Genomic DNA, 20,569 nt, shown 5'->3' with positions numbered 1-20,569 from the left:
TTAAGTTATAAGCATACTACAGTATACCATGCCCAATCCAAATCTTCTACGCAAAATCTTCTATAGTGCCTGAATAAGGAAAGCACCCTGGACAATAAACAGCTTTTTTGCTAGAATTGAACCAATCAGGAAATACCTGACAAACGGAATAAACCGGGATGAAGCCATCATCACAGCTATGTCCGGCTGCATGGAACAGGGGTTTCCGGCAGCAGCCAGCCTGATCAAAATGCAATAACAGCGGACCAGCCATGGCAGGAATGAATTTCCACCGCTGCTTAAGGGAAAACTGATTGTATACCGTATCACATTGTGATAAAATAAACAATGTGCCCTATCCCATGCGCCGCGGTTATTCCGCCTCCGGGGCATACTATTATATTATCAAAGGAGTGTTTTCCATGAACAGAAATACCATCAGCGCCAATGCCAGAAGTCTGATAGGCATCGCGGTCATGGCAGTGCTGTCCTTAGCAGTGATTGCTGTATCAGACCCTTTGTATAAAGCCTTAAGAGGACCTGTAACCACAGCCAGTCCTGAGGTGCCTCTGGCCGACGGCATCTATACCCATGAGGCTGAACCGGACTCAAACGGTTTCCGTGACAGGACCACCCTCACCGTCTCCGACGGCATCATCGTATCCTGTGTCTGGGATTCCTTTAACAGTGACGGCGAAAGCAAGCAGAAGCTTTCCATGGAAGGCAAGTATATCATGACACCGGATGGTCCTGTCTGGAAAACCCAGGCAGACAGCGTCTGCCGGTATCTGATAGAACACCAGCGTCTGGCCGGCCTGGCTGGTGAGGATGGATACACCACCGACGCCGTGTCCTCAGTCAGCATCAATGTGTATCCATTTATGAACGGAGTGGAGGAATGCCTGCAACAGGCAGAAATCAAATGAAACTAGTACAAAAACGCGACCTGATTCTGGCAGCTGCCATTCTTCTGATTGCAGCTGCCGCCGTTGGCATCAACCACTTTATCCGCCGCGCACCGGCAGCCATTGCCCAGGTGTCTGTGGACGGGATTGTGGTGGAAACACTGGAGCTCAGTAAAGATACAGAGATAACTGTTACCTCATCCAACGGCGGCACCAACCACCTGATTGTAAAGGACGGGGAAATTTGGTGCAGCGATGCCAGCTGCCCTGACAAGGTCTGTGTCCATCAGGGAAAAAAGCACTTAAACAGCGATACTATTGTGTGCCTTCCCAATCAGATGATAGTAACCATAACAGGCGGGGACTAGAGCATGTTTAAAATGCCCTGATTTCCCCGCCTGCTTTTCATATCCTTTCAGCACGTTCCTTCAGCCCATAGCCTAAAACTTCTTGGCCGTTCCAACTCCGGCCAGAGCTGTCTTGATATCCTCAAAACTCATTCCGCCTACAGAATCAATGGTGGCAACCACAGCGCCCTCCACCAGGGGGCAGTCCACCATCTCCACCTTCTTTCCCTCAAACATCTCAATGACCATTTCCGTGGTCATGACAGCGCTTCCCAAATCCACCAGAACAAGAACCCCGTCATCGGAATACACAGACTCAATGGCTGCCTGTATCTTCTCAAAACTGGTTCCAAAGCCTCCGTCATCCATACCCCCGGCCGGCGCGATTTTTGCGCTGGGTGCCATGAGGGCGGTCAGCTCCACCACGCTCTTTGCCAGATTCTCACTGTGGGATACAATCACAAATCCTACCATATGTACTGCTGCTCCTTTCAGCCGGACCCCCTAGACAAGCCCCGCAATGACTTCCAGCATATAGGAATAAGAAGTTGCTCCCGGGTCCTGGTGCCCCAGTCCTCTCTCTCCCACATAGCTGGCCCGGCCTTTGGTCGCTACCAGGTCCTTGGTGTGCTCTGCACCGGCCCAGGCTGCCCTGACTCCGGCCTCCAGCACCTCCCTGGTGCTCTTTCCCTCTGCCGCCCCGTCTTTCATGGCGTTCAGGGAAGGAATCATGGCATCCAGCATGGTGGCTTCCTCCACAGTGGCCTTGCCTCTTTGTTCCACTGCCTGGACAGCCGTATCCATCATGGTCAGGAAATCAGCCATATCCATCTCTTCCTTTCCAGCCAGAGCCATGCCCGCCTTCATATAGGCCGAGCCATACAGGGGTCCGGAAGCGCCTCCCACAGTGGATACCAAAGTCATGCCCACTGTCTTTAAAATGGTCCCTATATCCTTTCCCTCCAGGGCAGGAAGCTTTCCCTCCACCGCTGCGAACCCCCGCGCCATGTTAATGCCATGGTCACTGTCGCCTATGGGCTGGTCCAGCTCTGTGAGATATTCCTTCTCGGCCTCCATCTTCAGACCGATAGCCTTGATGATTTCCAATACCTTTTTACTGTCTGCCATGATGACCCACCTTTCATTCCCTTTATTTATTCTAAGACCTCATAACTGCCTGTTACTTCCAGGCCGGCGTATCTGCAGGTGCATCCAAAAGCTCCTTGAGCTGGTCGTCCAGTCTCAGCAGCGAGATGGAAAATCCCTGCATCTCAATGGAAGTCATATACTCTCCCACAAAGGTCTTATAAACCTTAATTCCCTTTTCAGCCAGCACATCCGAAACCCTGTTATTGATGATGAAAAGCTCCATGAGGGGTGTTGCGCCGGCACCGTTAATCATGACAGCCACCTCGCGGCCTTCATAGTCAATGTCTCCCAGAATCTGTTCCAGAAGCATATCCGCCACCTGGTCCGCTGTCTTCATGGACTCCCTGTGGGTTCCAGGCTCGCCATGGATTCCGATGCCCACTTCCATCTCATCATCTGACAGCTCAAATCCCGGCTTGCCTGCCGCCGGAACCGTACATGGTTCAATGGCAGCCCCCATGGTGCGCACATTGTCGATTACCTTCTGCGCCACTGCATGGACCTCATCCAGTGAAGCGCCGGTTTCGGCCATGGCGCCTGCAATCTTATGTACAAACACGGTTCCGGCCACGCCCCTGCGTCCCACTGTGTACAGACTGTCCTTTACCGCCACATCGTCATTGGTTACCACATGCTTCACGGTAATGCCTTCCATCTCAGCCATTTCCGCAGCCATCTCAAAATTCATCACATCGCCGGTATAGTTTTTGACCACCATGAGTACGCCTGCGTCTGTGGCAATGGCCTTGATTCCCTCATAAATCTGGTCCGGGGTAGGTGATGTGAACACTGCGCCTGCCACAGCCGCATCCAGCATGCCGGTTCCCACATATCCGCCGTGAGCCGGTTCATGTCCGCTTCCGCCTCCGCTAATCAGGGCCACCCTGCCTTCCTTCTTATTGGCTCTGACCACCACGTTGCCGCAGTCCAGCTTTCTCAGATAACCCGGATACGCCTTAACCATCCCCTGTATCATCTGGTCTTCTACCAGCGCCACATCATTGATAAATTTTTTCATATTGCGAAAACCCCCTTCTATTTTATGGGCTGCGCCAAATGGGGCAGCAGCTTTCCAATTGGTTCATGAACCACGTAAAGCAGGGACCTGCGGCAGGAGCGCCGGACGGATTCATCTCCGCCCGTACATCTCCTCCGCATAGCCTCTGCCCTGCACTGTTTCCGTTACTCACCCAGACAGTTCATGTCGTTAAGTCCGCAGGTTTTGTCCTCTTCCTCCTCCACGCAGTTCATGTCGTTGAGTCCGCAGGTCTTATCCTCTTCCCCTTCCAGGCAATTCATATCATTGAGTCCGCAGGTCTTATCCTCTTCCTCGGTTATTCCGTTCATGTTATTAATGTCCAGTTTCTTCTCCATTTAAAGCCCTCCTTCTAATTCGGATGCCGCTCCATCCGGACCGCCATCCATTAACCTGCAGTAAGCCGGCCGCCGCCTGATGGCGGCTGCCGACTGACCGGTGTACTCCTGCTGTCTCAGAAGGAAACCCTGTTCCCGTCCCCTCTCCAGCCAGGAGCACACAACTATAGTACTTCCTTGGTGGCCACTATATCAACTCCCGTGCCTGCCACATCTGCCACGACCACATCTCCGATATGAATGGGAGCCTTGACGGTTACACCCTTTAAGGCCTTTACACACTGGAATATCTTATCCTTGGGTATATCCTCCCTGGTCTTGACAGACACCATGTCAGCCCGTCCGCCTTCCACCCTCACGGTGGAGGTAACGATTCGGGTCGGATTGGTCACTTCCTTGCGCGCATATATCTCGCCCTTCCTGCATGTGTATCCTGTGATGGTCTGGATTTCCCCGTTTTCCAATTCAACGGTCAGAGGACACCCCATAGGACAACCGATACAGATAAGTTCTCTTCTCTCCATGGTCTATGCCTCCTCTACCTTTATTGTAATCGTCTTAAGTCCGGGATGCAACATCAATTTTTCCTTCTGGAGCTTTATCTCCTCCATCTCTCCCGGCGCCATGACCGGGCGCTTTCTGTGCATCACCTGCTCATCATCAAAGTATACGCCGATATAGCAGTTTTTATAAACATTTCCCACACGGAAACGTACAATCTGGGTATCCTCCATGCGGTCCGGATGGATGGTGCAGGGAACCGTGTATCGTACTCCGTCCACTGCCCTCAGCTCAATCTCCCTGCCTTCCCCGGAACGACTTCCGTCCTTTACATATCTGGCTGCATTCTTGCCGGCTGCTCCCGCCTCCTCTGATACGAAATCCACCAAATCATGGACATGGAGCACGTTGCCACAGGCAAATACGCCTTCAATATTGGTTTCCAGGCTTTCATTCACAACCGGTCCTGACGTAACCCGGTTCATCTCCACTCCCATTCCGTTTGACAGCTCATTCTCAGGAATCAGGCCCACGGAGAGAAGCAGGGTGTCGCAGGTATAATCCTCCTCGGTTCCCGGTATGGGCTTACCCCTCTCATCCACGGCAGCCAGGGTGATACCTTCCAGGCGCTGCTTTCCGCGTATATCAACCACGGTGTGGCTCAGCTTAAGCGGTATGCCGTAATCATCCAGACACTGCACAATATTACGTTTCAGCCCTCCTGAATAGGGCATCAGCTCCGCCACCACCTTTACCTTGGCGCCCTCTAACGTCATACGCCTGGCCATGATAAGACCGATGTCGCCGGAACCCAGGATAACCACTTCCCTGCCCGGCATAAAGCCCTCCATATTGACCAGACGCTGGGCGGTTCCCGCCGAAAAAATGCCGGCAGGCCGGTAGCCCGGTATGTTAAGCGCCCCTCTGGAACGCTCCCTGCATCCCATAGCCAGTATCACAGCCCTGGCCTGTATTTCAAACAGTCCCTCTTCCCGGTTCATAGCCGTAACCACCTTATGGCGGCTGATATCCATGACCATGGTGTTTAATTTATATTCAATGTTCCTCTCATACACCTGTTCCTCAAACCTGGCGGCATACTCAGGACCTGTCAGCTCCTCCTTGAATGTATGAAGGCCGAATCCGTTGTGGATGCACTGGTTTAAAATGCCTCCCAGTTCCTTATCGCGTTCCAGGATTAGGATGCTCTCTACTCCGTTATCCCTGGCCGCTACAGCTGCAGCGAGACCCGCAGGACCGCCGCCGATTATGACAATATCATATTTCCTCATCTCAAGCGCGCCCCTTTCTATATTCTGTCCTTATTGGTTCCCACTACAAGCTTCGAATCCCCGCCGGCTTTTGTAATCTCCGTCATGGGAAGCCCCAGCTCACGGTGAAGCAGTTCCATGGACCTGGGTGTACAAAAGCCTGCCTGGCAGCGCCCCATTCCAGCCCTGGTCCTGCGCTTGATGCCGTCCAGGGAACGGGCCCCCAGCGGCCTGTGGATGGCGTCCAGGATTTCTCCCTCGGTGACCATTTCACAGCGGCAGATGATATTGCCGTAAGCAGGATTCTTTTTAATCAGCTCCGCCTGCTCCTCTTTGGTAAGGGTATCCGGATCCAGAATGCCCTTGCGGCTGCCGTTAAACTGCGGATTTGGCTCCAGGCCCAGCTTATCCTTAAGAATTCCTGCCACCATCCTTCCGACGGCCGGACAGCTGGTAAGTCCCGGTGACTCGATTCCCGCACAGTCCACAAATCCCGGCGCATCCTCCAGTTCCTTTATAATAAATTCATGGTGGTCCTCATGGGCCCTGAGTCCTGCAAAGGATGTGATGACCTGGCGCATGGGAAGGTCCTTTACATTCATGCCTGCTTTTGCAATCAGTTCATCCAGTCCCTCCCTTGTGGTGGCCGTGGCCTCCTTATCCTCAATATCAATGGCTGTGGGTCCCACAATCAGATTTCCATGGACCGTGGGCGATACCAGGACTCCCTTTCCATATTTTCCCGGAAGGGCAAATATGGTGCGGTTTACATGGTTTCCCGCACTCTTATCCAGCAGGCAGTAGTCTCCTCTTCTGGGGGTAATGTGTATCTTTGTCTCACTGACCATATTGTGGAACCGGTCGGCATGGACACCTGCCGCATTGACCACATACCGGGTCTCATACACACCCTGGCTGGTTTCCAGTGCCCATCCGTCCTCTATTCTGCGGATATTCGTCACCTCAGTGTTAAATTTAAAATCCACGCCGTTGGTATAAGCATTTTCAGCCAATGCAATGTTTAAATTAAAGGGACATACGATGCCTGCCGTAGGTGCATAGAGAACGCCGGCCACCTCATCTGTCAGATTGGGCTCCATCTCCTTAATCCTTGCCTTATCCGTGATGATTTCCATATCCTTTACACCGTTCCTGACCCCGCGTTCATACAGAGCCCTGAGGTCCGGCATGGACTCTTCATCCAGACATACCACAAAGGAACCGCATGGATTGAATGGAAAATCCAGTTCCCTGGCCAGTCCAGGCATAATCTGGTTTCCTTCCACATTCAGCTTAGCCATGAGCGAACCTTCCGCTGCGTCATATCCGGCATGGACAATGGCACTGTTGGCCTTGGAGGTGCCGCAGCACACATCCTCCTCCCGTTCCAGGACACAGGCCTTCACCTTATACCTTGACAGTTCCCTGGCAGATGCAGCGCCGGACACCCCGGCCCCGATTATTATTACGTCATACATATGTTTTGTTCCCTTCCTTCTTTTTTTGTGAAGATGCCGAATCAGCCCGGCATCTCCCTGCCGCCGCCCTCACCGGGCCGGCCTTTTATTTAAATCCGCCGGCCTGGTTTTAACACAGCCAGCCAGGGCGGCCAACATTCAGCCCCGAAGGGTTAAAAAGCGGAGCAAACAAGGCGTGTTTCCACACCTATTTGCTCCGCTCTCATCTCACGCAATCAATATTCAGTTAAGGATACATGTTACATCCACGGAATTGCCTGATATAATAAGGCTGCCACAACTGCGCCCACAACCGGTCCGATGATAACCACCGGTGCATAGCCCCAGTTGGAATCTCCCTTTCCCTTAATAGGCAGAACAGCATGGGCCAGACGCGGCCCAAGGTCACGTGCAGGGTTAATGGCATAACCGGTCAGACCGCCCAGGGACATACCGATTGAAACAATGATTCCGAATACAAGCAGCTTATCCACGCCTGGTGCAATGCCGGATACCTGGCCGATGCCTTTGATTGCGAATACAAGCACGAATGTACCAACTGCCTCGCTTAAAATGTTGCGTCCCATGTTAGGAACAGATGGTCCTGTACAGAAGGTGCCCAGCTTGGTTGCCGCTGACTCGGTTGCGTCATACTGGTCTTTGAACAGAAGATACACAATGACAGCGCCCACAAAGGCACCGGCAAACTGTGCAACAATGTATCCGGGAACAAGTCCCCATGACATGCTTCCATCCACTGCCAGGGCAATGGTCAGCGCCGGATTAAAATGCGCGCCGGACGCAGCGCCAAAGATAAATGCGGGCAGCATAACCGCAAGGCCCCATGCAAAGGTAATCTGGATGGAACCAGCACCCTTCATGCCCGACTTATTGAGTGTCACGTTCGCTACAACGCCGTCACCTAAAATGATAAGTATCATGGTCCCCAAAAACTCTGCTATATATGGTAACATATAAAAACCCCCTTATCTTTAAGGCATGGCCCCGGCCCCTGTGCCGAAAGGTCTACGGATGCCGGGCAGCCATGCTCAATCACATCGTTTCATACCCATATCTGACTAATCTTCTTTTGCCCATCCGTAAGAGCATTTTACAGCCTTGTTCCAGCCAGTCACCATCCCGTTTCTCTTCTCTTCGGAAATCTCCGGAGTGAAGGTACGGTCAATCGCCCAGTTCTTGATGACCTCTTCCTTGTTAGCCCAGTATCCAACCGCCAGACCTGCCAGATAAGCAGCGCCCATAGCCGTGGTCTCCACGCACTGAGGACGGTTCACCGGCGCATTAATAATGTCTGCCTGGGTCTGCATCAGATAGTTGTTTGCGCTTGCTCCGCCGTCCACCTTAAGGGCTGCCAGCTCAATGCCGGAATCCGCCTTCATGGCCTGGAGCACATCATTGGTCTGATAGCACAGGGAATCCAGTGTGGCACGGATAATGTGGTATTTGTTGACGCCGCGGGTAATACCCACGATGGTGCCTCTGGCGTACTGGTCCCAATGGGGGGCGCCCAGTCCTGTAAATGCAGGCACCACATAGCAGCCGTTGGTATCCTTTACCTTCTTGGCCATGTACTCGGAATCCGGCGAGGAATCTATGATTCTCATTTCATCCCGCAGCCACTGGATAGCCGCACCGGCAACAAAGATGGAACCTTCCAGAGCATAATTCACTTTGCCGTCCAGTCCCCAGGCAATGGTGGTAACCAGGCCGTTCTTGGAGAATACCGGCTTCTCGCCTGTGTTCATCAGCATGAAGCAGCCGGTTCCGTATGTATTCTTTGCCTCGCCCGCATTGAAACAGGTCTGGCCGAAAAGCGCTGCCTGCTGGTCGCCTGCCGCCCCGCCAATGGGGATTGGGCCGCCAAAGAACTGGGGGTCGGATTCGCCGTATACACAGCTGGATGGTTTGGCTTCCGGAAGCATGCATTTCGGAATGTTTAACTCTGCCAGTATCTCATCATCCCACTGCAGGGTGTTGATGTTGAACAGCATGGTACGGGAAGCATTGGAGTAATCAGTTACATGTACTCTTCCCTTTGTCAGTTTCCAAATCAGCCATGTCTCCACGGTTCCGAACAGCAGCTCCCCTTTTTCTGCACGTTCCCTGACTCCTTCCACATTTTCCAGTATCCATCTCAGTTTTGTTCCTGAGAAATAAGCATCAATCACAAGTCCTGTCTTGGCACGGAAGGTATCGACCAATCCTTTATCCTTCAGTGTATCGCAGTACTCGGAGGTTCTGCGGCACTGCCACACGATTGCATGGTATACGGGCTCCCCAGTCTCCTTATCCCATACAATGGTGGTCTCACGCTGGTTGGTAATGCCGATGGCGGCAATATCCTCTGCGGTAGCCCCGATTTTGGACATGGCCTCCACTGCAACGCCTAACTGTGTGGACCAGATTTCATTGGCATCATGCTCTACCCAACCTGGCTTCGGGAAATACTGAGTAAACTCCTTCTGAGCAACGCTGCACATTTCCCCCTTCTCGTTGAACAGGATACACCTGTTGCTTGTCGTACCCGAATCCAGTGCCATTACATACTTTGCCATAAAAAACCCTCCTTCTTGTTGTTCTGATACATACCATATGTATCATTTATACATAAACCCATTTTCCTTCCCCAGGAGAACGGACTTAAGTTTCCTCATCTACATCAGCCATACTTTCTGATTCGTGGTCGATACGGATATGGCCCCGGCTGAAAGGGCGGCCATCACGTCTTCCTTGTCTGATATAAGTCCCCCCGCTATGACAGGCACCTTCACCAGCCTGCACACCCTGCGTATCACCTTGGGCATGAGGCCCGGAAGTATCTCTATGATGTCGGGCCTTGCCACGCTCATCTGTTTCTCAATGTTTTCAAATGCCATGGAATCCAGTACAAAAACCCTCAGTGTAGTATATAAGGACAACTCCCTGGCCCGTTTAATCAAAGCCGGTTTTGTTGAGATGATTCCGTCTGCACTGGTATTATTCCTGATAAAATCCACTGCAACCTCTTTGCTGCTGAGTCCGGTTATCAGGTCGATATGTACCATGGCAACTTTATCTGCATCTTTAATCTGTCTGACAATGGCGCTGATATTACAGATATCCCCAAAGAGGATGAACACTACCTTAATCTCATCTCTTTTGCAGCAGGCGTCAAGGCCATCCATGTCCTTTACCGCTGCTATGACTGGATTGGCCTCAATCAAATCATACAGTTTCTGATTCATCGGTATCACCCCCTCACACGATTTTACCAATAAAAAAGAGCATAGTTCTAAATCAACATTTCTGTCGTTTTACTATGCTCTCATCATCTCAGCAATTTTATTTGTCTTTCTTTACCTGTTTCCAATATAGCACATTGCACATATAAATTCAATAGAAGAATTTTATTTCTCACACAATGTACATTTTTTTACCAATTTGAGCACTTTTTTCATTCATATTTAACAACTTTTTAACGTGTTTTTACCATTTTTTAGTTATTATTTTAACAAAGTGACGATTTCATCCATGGTCTTGCTACCCATAACAATCCTGCTGTCATTCATAATCATCATGGGCACCCGCTTAATATCATACTCAGCCACCAGGTCATCGTAAAGGGCTGCATCTATCATCTCAGCCTCAATATTCGGATTCAGAAAAGCAATCTGCTGGCAGGCCGTCACCACCAAAGGGCAGTGATGGCAGGCAAGGGACACGCATATCTTGATATTCGTCTTCTTGTCCAGCCGCTCAATCTTTTTCCTGGTTCCTTTTGGCACTTCCTGCCCGGGTCCTGCCAGGTTATAGATGGCCAGCACAAAGGAATTGATTTCCTTTCCTCCCGGCACTCCGTGAAAAGCAGCCCTGCCATAGGTCCCATCCTTGTAGAGCCCGGTTACAGGCAGCCATGCTGTATTCAGTTCAGGCACCTGGTCCGCCTCGCCGGGACCGTATAGCTCAAGCCCCAGTTTCGGGCTCAGGGAGACAATGACCCTGAGAAAGGAGGCCATTTCCCGGTCCTTTTCCCCGGATAAATCCACCACTGCCCTGATTGTCACCGGTTTCTCCATCCTGCCGAAGATACCGGCCAGCTGTTCCTTAAGCCCCTGGTCCACCAGGCTGCTTTCTCCGGGAATCGTATTTAAATCAATCGTAGCATCCACCTCCCTACAGCATCCCCACCAAGTCCAGGCTGGGCGTCAGTGTCTCTTCTCCCGGTTTCCATTTGGCGGGACACACCTGGTCTCCATGCTCCTCCACAAACTGGGCAGCCTGGACCTTGCGCAGCAGTTCCTCTGCATTCCGGCCGATTCCCATATCATGTATCTCATACGCCTTAATCTTACCTTCCGGATTCAGGATAAAGGTTCCTCTGAACGCCTGTCCTTCCTCCTCATCCAGCACGCCGAACTCCCTGGCCAGCTTCCCGGCCGGGTCCCCCAGCATGGGATAATGTATTTTCCGGATGGTTTCCGAGGTATCTGCCCACGCCTTATGGACAAAATGGGTATCCTCCGACACGGAATAAATCTCACATCCGGCCGCCTTAAATTCCTCATAATAATCAGCCAGGTCCCCCAGCTCCGTAGGACATACAAAGGTAAAATCAGCCGGGTAGAAAAAAAATACAGACCAGTGTCCCAGGGTGTCCTCCCTGGTCACATCCATGAACTTCCCCTGATAAAAGGCCTGTACCCTGAATTCCCCGATGGTTCTGTTAATCAGATTCCCCATAACAATGCTCCTTTCTCCAATTGTAAAGACAACAACGCCAGTTTTCCGGTGAATAAACTGACTTTTCTGATATCAATTTGATTGTAGCACAAGTTTTTAGAGAGAACAAGGGGTACGCAGCCGGGTTCTTTGTCAGCGTCCTCTGCGCATTTCCCGTATCAGCTGTTTTGTTTCCCTGTCCACGCGGAAGGACTCTGTGATTTTCTGCAGAGCTTTATTGTAGGTCCAGTCATCCAGGCTGCTCTGCTTTAAGTATTTCATCACCTGGTCCGGAAATTTGACAAAATAAACAGAAACAGCCCAGGCCACTGCCATTCTGGCATAGTATCCGGTATGATGGATGCCGTCCAGCAGTGTCAGGGCACGGTCCAGATGGTCCTGGTCCGCGTAATGGGATAACAGCATGACGGTTCCAAACCGCAGGTCGTATTCACGGTCCGACCGGAAATAGGGCAGGATGAACTGCCAGACTTCTTCCTTGTAACGGCTGGTGATTTTAAGTGAGCCGCAGAAGATATCGCATACAGCCCAGTTATTGATAGCCGGGACAAAGCCGGTTATGTATTTCCTGGCAGTGTCCCAGTCGCGGCAGCCTCCGCAGATACACAGCCCCCAGATTATCATCTCGTCATAGAGGACGCCCTCTGCTCCCTGGCCGTTTTCCTTCCAGGCCTCTGACACCTCTTCTATGTATTCCTGCCATCCGTTCCTTTTTAAGTCCTTTGCGATTCCCCGGAGTACGGGCGTGCGCACTCCCGCTATGCCGGTGATTCCCGGCAGAAGACGGCTGTGGAAGTCCCTGTATTCCGGGTCGGATGCTTCCTCCAGTCTTTTTCTTACGGTTTCCCGTATGGTTTTATTCTCTGACATTTTTCCTCCCCGTTTAGAATTCTAGAGCAGAAATTCGCTGAGCACAAAATTGCTTACGTCCATTCCCCATTCGGTCAGTGATATCCGGACGCCCTCGCGTTTTAAGAGGCCGTTGGCAATAAGCCTCTCTATTACAGGGCCGTATATGCTTTCTATTTTGACTCCGAACATGGATACGAAGTCTATCTCTGATACGCCTCTTGTCATGCGCAGGCCCAGAAACATAAATTCCTCCATCTGGGCTTCCCTGGTCAGTTCCTCCACCGGGCCCCTGAGAGAGGACAGGGCTGAGGCTCCACCTTCTTGGGAAAAATCCAGGTGCAGATAGGTATCTAAATCCCGTTCATTGGAGAAACGGGTCCCGTTCATGCAGGATGAGGAGCCAAGTCCCAGTCCCAGATAGGAAACTCCCCTCCAATAGCCTGTGTTGTGCAGGCACTCCCTGCCCGGCTTGGCGTAATTGGATATCTCATAACGGCCGTATCCCTGTTCCTCCAGATATGTCCTGGTAAAATGATATATGCGGTTCTCTGTCTCCTCATCCGGAAGGGGGGGATAAAGAGCCGCTCTTTTTCTGGGGACGGTATTTGACTCCAGGCGGCCGCCCCGGGGATGCAGAAAGCAGACATCGTCTGTTTTAAGACCAGTCTCCTCCCCTTCCCTCTTTCCGTAGCGGTCCCAGAAAGGGGTTCCCTCCTCCACAATGAGACTGTATGCGGATATATGCTCCGGCTTCAGCATAGTCACCTTTTTAAGGGTATTCTTCCAGCTCTCCAGTGTCTGGCCCGGAATGCTGCTCATCAAATCCACATTTACGTTGGTGAACCCGGCCATGCGGGCGCACTGGTAACTCTTCAGGAATTCCTCAAAGGTATGAATCCGCCCCAGGTCCTTAAGCTCCTGGTTGTCCGCAGACTGAAGGCCAATGCTCAGCCGGTTGATTCCCGCCGCACGGTAGATGTGAAGCTTATTCTGAAGCAGGGTGCCGGGATTGACCTCAATGGTAATCTCCGCCTCTGCTGCTATGTCAAAATTTTTGTTCAGGGCCTGCATGATGTCCCGGATAAGACACGGTTCCATAACAGAAGGAGTGCCTCCTCCTATGAACACGGTCTTGACCTGGTATTCACGGCAGCAGGCACCCTGGACTTCTATTTCCCTTATTAGTTGTTCGGTATAAGCCTCCTGGACAGACGCCAGCGCCCTGAAGGACAGGAAATCGCAGTAAAGACATTTCCTGGCGCAAAAGGGCACATGGACATACAGCTCCAGGGGCTTCCTCTGTAAGCTTGTCATGTTATGATTTATCCCACCTATTTATTCGTCATCCAGCTTCAGCACACTCATAAATGCCTTCTGCGGAATCTCTACATTTCCAATCTGGCGCATGCGCTTCTTGCCTTCCTTCTGCTTTTCCAGCAGCTTTCTCTTACGGCTGATATCACCGCCATAGCATTTGGCCAGCACGTCCTTGCGCACGGCCTTCACTGTCTCCCTGGCAATAATCTTGCCGCCGATGGCTGCCTGAATCGGTATCTCAAACAGATGCCTTGGAATCTCGTCCTTCAGCTTCTCACACATCTTTCTGCCCCGTTCATAAGCAGAATCGGCATGTACGATGAAGGAAAGGGCATCCACCTCTTCACGGTTCACCAGGATGTCCAGCTTCACCAGGCTGGAGCGCTCATATCCCTTGAGCTCGTAGTCAAAGGAAGCATATCCTCTGGAGCGGGACTTGAGGGCGTCAAAGAAATCATAGATGATTTCATTTAGGGGCAGTTCGTATTTCAGAAGGGCGCGGGTGGTCTCGATGTATTCCATGCCCAGATAATTGCCTCTGCGCTCCTGGCAGAGTGTCATAATTGAACCTACGAATTCTGTGGTTACCATGATTTCCGCACTGACAATCGGCTCCTCCATGTACTCGATTTCCGTGGGGTCCGGAAGGTTGGAGGGATTGGTCAATTCCATCATCTCACCCGTAGTTTTGTGCACCCGGTATACAACGCCCGGGGCCGTGGTCACCAGGTCCAGGTTGTACTCGCGCTCCAGACGCTCTTCTATGATTTCCAGGTGCAGAAGCCCCAGAAAACCGCAGCGGAATCCAAAGCCCAGGGCAATGGATGTCTCCGGCTCGTAAAACAGGGAGGCGTCATTGAGCTGAAGCTTTTCCAGCGCATCCCTTAAATCATTGTACTTGGCCCCGTCCGCCGGATAGAGGCCGCAGTATACCATGGGCGTAACCTTCTTGTAACCCGGAAGGGGTGAGGCGCAGGGGTTGTCCCTGGACGTAACGGTATCGCCCACGCGTGTATCACGCACATTTTTGATGCTGGCAGTGATATAGCCTACCATGCCGGCGCTCAGTTCTTCACATGGAATAAACTGGCCTGCGCCGAAATACCCCACCTCCACCACATCCTCCTCAGAACCCGTGGCCATCATGCGGATGGGGGTTCCCCTTCTCACGGTTCCCTCCATGATGCGGCAGAAAATGATGACTCCCTTGTAGGAATCATAGGTGGAGTCAAAGATAAGGGCCTTTAAGGGTGCCTCAGGGTCGCCTTTTGGAGCTGGTATCTTATGGACAATGGCTTCCAGCACTTCTTCTATATTAACCCCTGTTTTCGCTGAAATGTGAGGGGCGTCGCCGGCATCCAGACCAATGACATCCTCAATTTCCGCTGCCACCCGCTCCGGCTCCGCGCTGGGAAGGTCGATTTTATTGATGACCGGAAACACATCCAGGTCATGGTCCAGGGCAAGGTATACGTTGGCCAGGGTCTGGGCCTCAATTCCCTGGGAGGCATCCACCACCAGTATGGCGCCGTCGCAGGCTGCCAGGCTTCGTGATACCTCGTAGTTAAAATCCACGTGTCCTGGGGTGTCTATCAGATTGAAAATGTACTCATTTCCATCCTGGGCCTTATATACGGTACGGACTGCCTGGGACTTAATGGTGATTCCCCGCTCCCGCTCCAGGTCCATATTATCCAGAACCTGCTCCTGCATCTCACGGCTGGTGAGAAGCCCTGTTTTCTCAATAATACGGTCAGCCAGGGTGGACTTGCCGTGGTCAATGTGTGCTATGATGCAAAAATTGCGAATTTTACTCTGGTCAACTGTTGGCATGCTTTATCCTCTTTCTGTGGTATTTCTTCACTGGAAACGTGCGTGTATCCCTATGGCAGACGCTTCCTTTGCTTACTGAATTATACTATCTTTTCTATTTCCTTGCAACACCATATCCAAAAGTTCTGACAGGGGCTCCATGGCGTTTAATGCCTCCTGGTACGTGTTTGTCTGGGCTCCCACCTCAATCAGGCTGGACTTGGGACGCAGGTGCTCATTGTAGCGCAGTCCCTTAAGGTATATCTTGCGGGTGAAGCCGGGATAATAGGCAGCGGCTCCCAGCTGCATCTGAAGACTGAAGGCCAGGTTATCCTCCCGGTAGGGATTTTGCAGATACTCTATGGGGCCCTCCGGCGTCTGGCTCAGACCGTTGAAGAACATAATCTGCGCCGTATCCCGGCCGTCCACCTGGGTAACCAGGTGCAGGTTCTCCCCCACCCCATCCCTGTGGATATCCAGCACCACTTCAATGGAGGGATTCTTCTGAAGTATGCCTGTAATGCCGTCCAGGGCGTAATTATATGCCTTGCTCCGGTCCAGCTGGCCGTTTTTCAGGTCATAAACCGATTTGTCGTGGTATACATTGTATCCCTTGGCCTCCAGAAGCCGGGTCAGGTAATCCCCCACTCCCACCACGGTCTGTCCCGGACCTGAATCCTTATAGGCTTCCTGGGAATGGGTGTGGTATATAAGTATCTGGGGTTTGGAGTCATCGCCCTTCATGGTCATGTCCCGGCCCAGCAGGTCCTTTGCATTCATAAGGTCGCGGCCCGCTGTAGTAGAAGTATGGATGCTGTAAAAATGTTTTATAAGAAAATCGTAATCCATCAGCTGTTCCAACACATATGTACTGCCGGTAATGGGACGCTCCAGAGTTCCTGTGATGGTCTCCAGGGACTGGTTTGCACCCTGGAGTCCGGCTGCACCCATACCGCCTGTTCCGGCGGCCAAATCCCGGCCCTGGGCACCGTCTGCCCCTGAGGCTCCTGTTCCTGAAACGCCTGCTCCGGCAGGGCCAGCTGTGCCTGTGCCCGGACCATATCCCATCCCTGCTTCTCCTGAAGCCAGGATGCCAGATTCCTCCGGGGTCTGCTGGCCGGATTCTTCATTGCCGTACCAGGCGAGATACTGGTGTTCTTCATAAAATGTTTTTACTGCATTGTATTTGCGGTAAGCAGGGTCAGGGTCATTGGTTCCCTGCCTGCTTCCCCAGGCATCTGACCACAGGCCTGATTCCCAGGCATTATCCTCCGGATGGGCCTGGCTCCAGATGGCTTCCACCAGCCACTGCCCTCCTGCGCATATCATATCCCTGTAATCATTTTTTGTTATGCTTGCGGCGCCCCGGCTTACATACCGGCCGCACAAAAGCAAGAGCAACATAAGGACCGTGCCGGCCAGAAACCGGCGTACGAGCCGGTCCACGCCTCCACGTCTTATTCTCATCAATTCATTCACCTGTCATCATACTATTATTATGATATGCAGGGATGTGAAGGATATTGCTTGTTTCGTAAAACCCCCTATGGAAAAACAGCCTGGTGTATGCCCTCGGATATAGTATAGCTCAGCTGCTTCACAGACTGGTCAATGTCCGGCGGCGTGACGTAAAGAGGACCAAATTCCGGTTCCAGCAGTTCCCGTATAAGCTGATACTGGCCATCCGGGTCCATTTCCTCAATCCAGCTGCCGGTTCCCCTGGTACCCTCGTTCTCTGCCAGCACTCCCACAAGGGCGGACACTGTGTCGTGTACTATGGCGGCGGCTCCCACTACGGTGGGCACCCCAATGGCCATTACCGGCACGCCCAGGCTCTCCCTGGTCAGGCTGTGGCGGTGATTCCCAACCCCGGAACCGGGATGGATTCCCGTATCCGTAAGCTGGATGGTAGTCCCCAGACGCCGCACGCTTCTGGCCGCCAGAGCATCAATGGCAATAATCAGGTCCGGATGGGTTTCATGTATGATTCCCTTTAATATCTCCGCAGTTTCCATGCCGGTCTGCGCCATGACACCGGGCGCTATGCCGCTGACAGCGGGAAGCTTCCTGTCCCTCAGGAATGTATTTCCGTACTGTCCGTCCAGATGTCTCGTCACCTGCAGGTTATCCAGTACCCTTGGACCCAGGGAATCCGGGGTGACGGAGTCATTTCCCAGTCCCACCACCAGGACCGAAGGCAAATCCTCCTCCCTGTACCCAATCATTTCCGTCATAAGCCTGCGTATCTGGTGGGCCAGTTCTTCCGATATCTCACTGTGGTAATCCTCGTCCGCCTTGGACAGACGGTCCGCCTCCAGGGTCAGGTAGGTTCCTCTGGGTTTTCCCATTGATTTGGCCCCCTGCTCATTCAGTATCTTTACTTCGGTCAGCTTAAGGCCGCTCTTTTGATGATGCCATTCCTTCAGCCGGACGCCGGATACGTCCCCGCCTTCCCCCATGGAACTCTCCCGCTGTTCCAGCGCCAGGTCCGTCCTCACCTGGAACGTACCTGCCGCGGCTTCATTGACAGCATTGACAGCTGCATTTTCCTCCATATTCATCCACCTCTCATATCATTCTCCTATCAGTTTCTGCGATTATGGCCGGAAATATGTATGTGTGAAGCAATTCAGCCATGCCAAATCCCACATGCCAAATTTCTTCAAATTTTAGCCAAATATGACTTGACATTCCGGGTCAGATTAGCTAGAATACAATAGTATGTTTACATTGAACTGTCCGTGTCCAGGCTTTGATGGAAAACACAAAGATAATAATATTAAAGAACGGAGGTGTATTTCATTGGCTAACATTAAATCTGCAAAGAAGAGAATCTTAGTAAACGAGACTAAGGCTGCAAGAAACAAGGCGATTAGATCCAAGGTTAAAACTGCAATCAAGAAGGTTGACGCTGCTGTTGCTTCTGGGGACAAGGCTGCTGCCCAGGCTGCACTGCTGGCTGCTACTACCGAGATTGACAAGGCTGCCACCAAGGGAGTATATCATAAGAATAATGCTTCCCGCAAGGTATCCCGTTTATCCAAGGCTGTTAATTCCATCGCTTAATTCATAGAGATATTCACTGTTAAGGAATTTCAGACACTCTTCCTTCCGGACCAACCCACCGGAAGGTTTTTTTATGCCCTGAATATGCTCCTTAGCCATGTAACCCATTTTACATGGTGCATAAAATGCTGATTCCGGCCCATACTATCATTGAGGTGATAGATATGGCATCCTATGTTTCCCCGAAAATTCGGGACAAATTCGAAACCCTTTCCGTCGACCTGAAAAACTGCATCCTGGAGCGAAATGTGCACCTGGAGACATTGCAGGACCTGATTAAGGTTCTGGATGAAATCGTGAAAGAGGGCAGCTGACAGCAGTCAAAGGAGGCAGAATCATGAATCATACCATGAATCAGGATACGGCAGAAAACGCAGAAAACAGGGACTGTTCCAACGATACAGACCATGTGAGGAAAGACAAGGGCTCTTATGCAGAGCCCCTGCCTGAATCGTTCAGGCCGCGCCGTGACGGCCCCGGCGGAGAATAGGGCTTTTAAAAAAATCCCAGACAGATAAGCGTTTTCCTGCTTTCCCTGTCTGGGATTTTTCGGTCTTCTTCCAACTCTGATGTTGTAAGCTATCTGACGTACTTAATATAGGTGAGCGCAGCCTCCAGACATCCCTCCACGCCGGCCAGTCCGCTGTTAAGGCAGATATCGTATGCATCCATATCTCCCCACTGTGTGGTGGAATAATATTCATGGTAAGCCTTGCGCTTCTTGTCCACTGCCAGGATGCTGGCCTTGGCCTCTTCTCTGGAAAGCCCGGGATTCAGGGACATGATACGTCTGATACGGTTTTCCATATCCGAAAATACAAAGATGTTGATGGCATCCGGAAGTATGGCATCTGCACAGCGCCCCACAATGACACAGGGACCTTTCTCATTCAGGTTACGGATGACGGTTGCCTGAGCCGCGTAGATTCGCTGGGTCATGGCAATCTGGTAGTCCGGCGGGACCTGCCGCGGTGAATAATTATCTAAATCCGGGTCCACTTCATCGTTGGCCTCCAATACGGAAGTCTCAATATTCCCTTCCTTTGCAATCATGGCAATCAATTCCTTATCATAAAAAGGAATACCCAGCCTTTGAGCCAGCTTCTCGCCAATCTCCCGTCCCCCGCTTCCGTACTCGCGGCTGATTGTAATCGCTCTGTTCATAACCATACCTCCTCATATCCCATTTTCATATTCTATGTCAGCAACCGGCTGCGGTCCTTACATATTCTCCTCATCGTAGCGGGCCCTGATACCGCCGATAAACTTAGGTCTGGTCCTGGCACATACCACATGGGCGCTTCCAATCTCCTTTGTCTTAATCCGTACAGGAACTGCCACATCCCTCATATGCATGCCAATGAGGGTATCGCCGATGTCAATCCCCGCATGGGCCCTTATGTGCTCCACTGCCACAGGATGTTCCAGGGTTGCATAAGCAGCTGTGGCAAAAGAGCCGCCGGCCTTTAACTGGGGGACCACATTTACCGGCTCATAGCCATAAGCACGGGCGGCCTCTGCCTCCAGAATCAGGGCACGGTTTAAGTGTTCGCAGCACTGGGCGGCCAGGTAAATCCCCCTGGGCTTCAGCTCCTGGTAAAGAGCCGTATACACGGCCATCCCTATCTCTGCGCTTGAGTGGGACCCAATCTTAAAGCTGTCTATCTCGCTGGACGAACAGCCCACCACCAGAATCTGTCCCGGCTTCAGACGGGCGGCCTCCATAAGCTCCTCCAGCACCTGCCTGGCCTGGTTTTTCAAATCTTCCAGTTCAATTGTCTCCATCATATCCATCGCCT

The 20,569-nt window shown here is 51.9% G+C and carries 24 protein-coding genes; 5 read left to right on the top strand and 19 right to left on the bottom strand.

What is annotated here, in order from left to right:
• Nucleotides 1-401: 401 nt before the first annotated feature.
• Complete coding sequence (locus FGS84_RS19335) at nt 402-905, top strand: hypothetical protein (RefSeq protein WP_138310034.1); 504 nt, start codon at nt 402-404, stop codon at nt 903-905.
• Nucleotides 902-1,252 carry a NusG domain II-containing protein gene (locus FGS84_RS19330; protein WP_138310033.1) on the top strand — a complete coding sequence of 117 codons (351 nt, stop codon included), beginning with the start codon at nt 902-904 and terminating at the stop codon, nt 1,250-1,252. The genes FGS84_RS19335 and FGS84_RS19330 overlap by 4 nt, the downstream gene beginning before the upstream one ends.
• Before the next feature lie 72 nt (nt 1,253-1,324).
• Here FGS84_RS19330 and dhaM read toward each other — a convergent pair whose 3' ends face one another.
• From dhaM to gpr, 17 genes are all read right to left on the bottom strand, one after another.
• On the bottom strand, nt 1,325-1,705 hold the full coding sequence (gene dhaM / locus FGS84_RS19325) for a dihydroxyacetone kinase phosphoryl donor subunit DhaM (RefSeq protein ID WP_138310032.1): 381 nt from the start codon (nt 1,703-1,705) through the stop codon (nt 1,325-1,327).
• A gap of 30 nt (nt 1,706-1,735) precedes the next feature.
• Nucleotides 1,736-2,359, bottom strand: a complete 624-nt coding sequence (dhaL, locus tag FGS84_RS19320; RefSeq protein WP_138310031.1) for a dihydroxyacetone kinase subunit DhaL — start codon at nt 2,357-2,359, stop codon at nt 1,736-1,738.
• Nucleotides 2,360-2,411: 52 nt separating this feature from the next.
• Nucleotides 2,412-3,398 (bottom strand): dihydroxyacetone kinase subunit DhaK, encoded by a 987-nt coding sequence (gene dhaK, locus FGS84_RS19315; RefSeq protein ID WP_138310030.1) that lies wholly within the window; start codon nt 3,396-3,398, stop codon nt 2,412-2,414.
• Nucleotides 3,399-3,562: 164 nt separating this feature from the next.
• Entirely contained in the window at nt 3,563-3,754 is a 192-nt protein-coding gene (locus tag FGS84_RS19310; RefSeq protein WP_002569410.1) for a hypothetical protein, read from the bottom strand.
• A 164-nt stretch (nt 3,755-3,918) separates the two neighbouring features.
• Entirely contained in the window at nt 3,919-4,278 is a 360-nt protein-coding gene (locus FGS84_RS19305; RefSeq protein ID WP_138310029.1) for a DUF1667 domain-containing protein, read from the bottom strand.
• A 3-nt stretch (nt 4,279-4,281) separates the two neighbouring features.
• Nucleotides 4,282-5,547 (bottom strand): FAD-dependent oxidoreductase, encoded by a 1,266-nt coding sequence (locus FGS84_RS19300; RefSeq protein ID WP_138310028.1) that lies wholly within the window; start codon nt 5,545-5,547, stop codon nt 4,282-4,284.
• Nucleotides 5,548-5,564: 17 nt separating this feature from the next.
• Nucleotides 5,565-7,004, bottom strand: coding sequence for an NAD(P)/FAD-dependent oxidoreductase (locus FGS84_RS19295; protein ID WP_138310027.1), 1,440 nt, complete (start codon nt 7,002-7,004; stop codon nt 5,565-5,567).
• Nucleotides 7,005-7,243: 239 nt separating this feature from the next.
• On the bottom strand, nt 7,244-7,957 hold the full coding sequence (locus tag FGS84_RS19290; RefSeq protein ID WP_002569414.1) for an MIP/aquaporin family protein: 714 nt from the start codon (nt 7,955-7,957) through the stop codon (nt 7,244-7,246).
• Between the two features lie 105 nt (nt 7,958-8,062).
• Nucleotides 8,063-9,559: a glycerol kinase GlpK gene (gene glpK / locus FGS84_RS19285; RefSeq protein ID WP_138310026.1), complete on the bottom strand. Its 1,497-nt coding sequence runs from the start codon at nt 9,557-9,559 to the stop codon at nt 8,063-8,065.
• 99 nt (nt 9,560-9,658) lie between these two features.
• Nucleotides 9,659-10,228 carry a glycerol-3-phosphate responsive antiterminator gene (locus FGS84_RS19280; protein WP_138310025.1) on the bottom strand — a complete coding sequence of 190 codons (570 nt, stop codon included), beginning with the start codon at nt 10,226-10,228 and terminating at the stop codon, nt 9,659-9,661.
• Between the two features lie 258 nt (nt 10,229-10,486).
• Nucleotides 10,487-11,152, bottom strand: a complete 666-nt coding sequence (locus FGS84_RS19275) for a thioredoxin family protein (RefSeq protein ID WP_138310024.1) — start codon at nt 11,150-11,152, stop codon at nt 10,487-10,489.
• Between the two features lie 4 nt (nt 11,153-11,156).
• Nucleotides 11,157-11,723: an alkyl hydroperoxide reductase subunit C gene (gene ahpC, locus FGS84_RS19270; RefSeq protein ID WP_138310023.1), complete on the bottom strand. Its 567-nt coding sequence runs from the start codon at nt 11,721-11,723 to the stop codon at nt 11,157-11,159.
• Nucleotides 11,724-11,855: 132 nt separating this feature from the next.
• Entirely contained in the window at nt 11,856-12,593 is a 738-nt protein-coding gene (locus tag FGS84_RS19265) for a DNA alkylation repair protein (protein ID WP_138310022.1), read from the bottom strand.
• Between the two features lie 21 nt (nt 12,594-12,614).
• Nucleotides 12,615-13,889 (bottom strand): coproporphyrinogen-III oxidase family protein, encoded by a 1,275-nt coding sequence (locus FGS84_RS19260; RefSeq protein ID WP_138310021.1) that lies wholly within the window; start codon nt 13,887-13,889, stop codon nt 12,615-12,617.
• Between the two features lie 21 nt (nt 13,890-13,910).
• Nucleotides 13,911-15,725, bottom strand: coding sequence for a translation elongation factor 4 (lepA, locus tag FGS84_RS19255; protein WP_138310020.1), 1,815 nt, complete (start codon nt 15,723-15,725; stop codon nt 13,911-13,913).
• Between the two features lie 72 nt (nt 15,726-15,797).
• Nucleotides 15,798-17,171, bottom strand: a complete 1,374-nt coding sequence (locus tag FGS84_RS19250; RefSeq protein ID WP_138310019.1) for a stage II sporulation protein P — start codon at nt 17,169-17,171, stop codon at nt 15,798-15,800.
• Nucleotides 17,172-17,248: 77 nt separating this feature from the next.
• A complete protein-coding gene (gpr, locus tag FGS84_RS19245) occupies nt 17,249-18,259 on the bottom strand; it encodes a GPR endopeptidase (RefSeq protein ID WP_138310018.1) in 1,011 nt (336 codons plus the stop codon).
• Between the two features lie 247 nt (nt 18,260-18,506).
• Between gpr and rpsT the strand changes: the two genes are divergently transcribed.
• The 3 genes from rpsT to FGS84_RS30965 all read left to right on the top strand — a co-directional run bounded on the left by rpsT (nt 18,507) and on the right by FGS84_RS30965 (nt 19,260).
• A complete protein-coding gene (gene rpsT, locus FGS84_RS19240) occupies nt 18,507-18,770 on the top strand; it encodes a 30S ribosomal protein S20 (RefSeq protein WP_138310017.1) in 264 nt (87 codons plus the stop codon).
• Between the two features lie 113 nt (nt 18,771-18,883).
• Nucleotides 18,884-19,084: a hypothetical protein gene (locus tag FGS84_RS19235; protein ID WP_330640836.1), complete on the top strand. Its 201-nt coding sequence runs from the start codon at nt 18,884-18,886 to the stop codon at nt 19,082-19,084.
• A 23-nt stretch (nt 19,085-19,107) separates the two neighbouring features.
• The gene (locus FGS84_RS30965; protein ID WP_171042679.1) at nt 19,108-19,260 is read left to right on the top strand and encodes a hypothetical protein; all 153 of its coding nucleotides are present in this window, start codon (nt 19,108-19,110) and stop codon (nt 19,258-19,260) included.
• An 89-nt stretch (nt 19,261-19,349) separates the two neighbouring features.
• On the opposite strand, the gene FGS84_RS19230 is transcribed toward FGS84_RS30965, so the two are convergent.
• Together FGS84_RS19230 and FGS84_RS19225 are read right to left on the bottom strand one after the other, a co-directional pair.
• Nucleotides 19,350-19,934 (bottom strand): cytidylate kinase-like family protein, encoded by a 585-nt coding sequence (locus FGS84_RS19230; RefSeq protein ID WP_138310016.1) that lies wholly within the window; start codon nt 19,932-19,934, stop codon nt 19,350-19,352.
• A 57-nt stretch (nt 19,935-19,991) separates the two neighbouring features.
• Nucleotides 19,992-20,564, bottom strand: a complete 573-nt coding sequence (locus FGS84_RS19225) for a TIGR01440 family protein (RefSeq protein ID WP_138310015.1) — start codon at nt 20,562-20,564, stop codon at nt 19,992-19,994.
• Between the last annotated feature and the right edge of the window lie 5 nt (nt 20,565-20,569).

This window comes from Clostridium sp. 1001271st1 H5, from assembly GCF_005845215.1.
GTDB lineage: Bacteria > Bacillota > Clostridia > Lachnospirales > Lachnospiraceae > Enterocloster.
Note: the sequence above shows the minus strand (reverse complement) of the source record. Positions and strands in the feature narration are given on the sequence as shown.

Coding starts and splice junctions, on each gene's coding strand:
- FGS84_RS19305 (WP_138310029.1), bottom strand. CDS start 4,278: ATGGAGAGAAGAGAACTTATCTGTATCGGTTGTCCTATGGGGTGTCCT.
- dhaM (WP_138310032.1), bottom strand. CDS start 1,705: ATGGTAGGATTTGTGATTGTATCCCACAGTGAGAATCTGGCAAAGAGC.
- FGS84_RS19295 (WP_138310027.1), bottom strand. CDS start 7,004: ATGTATGACGTAATAATAATCGGGGCCGGGGTGTCCGGCGCTGCATCT.
- gpr (WP_138310018.1), bottom strand. CDS start 18,259: ATGGAGGAAAATGCAGCTGTCAATGCTGTCAATGAAGCCGCGGCAGGT.
- FGS84_RS19265 (WP_138310022.1), bottom strand. CDS start 12,593: ATGTCAGAGAATAAAACCATACGGGAAACCGTAAGAAAAAGACTGGAG.
- FGS84_RS19330 (WP_138310033.1), top strand. CDS start 902: ATGAAACTAGTACAAAAACGCGACCTGATTCTGGCAGCTGCCATTCTT.
- FGS84_RS30965 (WP_171042679.1), top strand. CDS start 19,108: ATGAATCATACCATGAATCAGGATACGGCAGAAAACGCAGAAAACAGG.
- lepA (WP_138310020.1), bottom strand. CDS start 15,725: ATGCCAACAGTTGACCAGAGTAAAATTCGCAATTTTTGCATCATAGCA.
- dhaK (WP_138310030.1), bottom strand. CDS start 3,398: ATGAAAAAATTTATCAATGATGTGGCGCTGGTAGAAGACCAGATGATA.
- FGS84_RS19310 (WP_002569410.1), bottom strand. CDS start 3,754: ATGGAGAAGAAACTGGACATTAATAACATGAACGGAATAACCGAGGAA.
- FGS84_RS19230 (WP_138310016.1), bottom strand. CDS start 19,934: ATGAACAGAGCGATTACAATCAGCCGCGAGTACGGAAGCGGGGGACGG.
- dhaL (WP_138310031.1), bottom strand. CDS start 2,359: ATGGCAGACAGTAAAAAGGTATTGGAAATCATCAAGGCTATCGGTCTG.
- FGS84_RS19225 (WP_138310015.1), bottom strand. CDS start 20,564: ATGGATATGATGGAGACAATTGAACTGGAAGATTTGAAAAACCAGGCC.
- FGS84_RS19235 (WP_330640836.1), top strand. CDS start 18,884: ATGGTGCATAAAATGCTGATTCCGGCCCATACTATCATTGAGGTGATA.
- FGS84_RS19250 (WP_138310019.1), bottom strand. CDS start 17,171: ATGAGAATAAGACGTGGAGGCGTGGACCGGCTCGTACGCCGGTTTCTG.
- glpK (WP_138310026.1), bottom strand. CDS start 9,559: ATGGCAAAGTATGTAATGGCACTGGATTCGGGTACGACAAGCAACAGG.
- FGS84_RS19280 (WP_138310025.1), bottom strand. CDS start 10,228: ATGAATCAGAAACTGTATGATTTGATTGAGGCCAATCCAGTCATAGCA.
- FGS84_RS19290 (WP_002569414.1), bottom strand. CDS start 7,957: ATGTTACCATATATAGCAGAGTTTTTGGGGACCATGATACTTATCATT.
- ahpC (WP_138310023.1), bottom strand. CDS start 11,723: ATGGGGAATCTGATTAACAGAACCATCGGGGAATTCAGGGTACAGGCC.
- FGS84_RS19335 (WP_138310034.1), top strand. CDS start 402: ATGAACAGAAATACCATCAGCGCCAATGCCAGAAGTCTGATAGGCATC.
- FGS84_RS19300 (WP_138310028.1), bottom strand. CDS start 5,547: ATGAGGAAATATGATATTGTCATAATCGGCGGCGGTCCTGCGGGTCTC.
- FGS84_RS19260 (WP_138310021.1), bottom strand. CDS start 13,889: ATGACAAGCTTACAGAGGAAGCCCCTGGAGCTGTATGTCCATGTGCCC.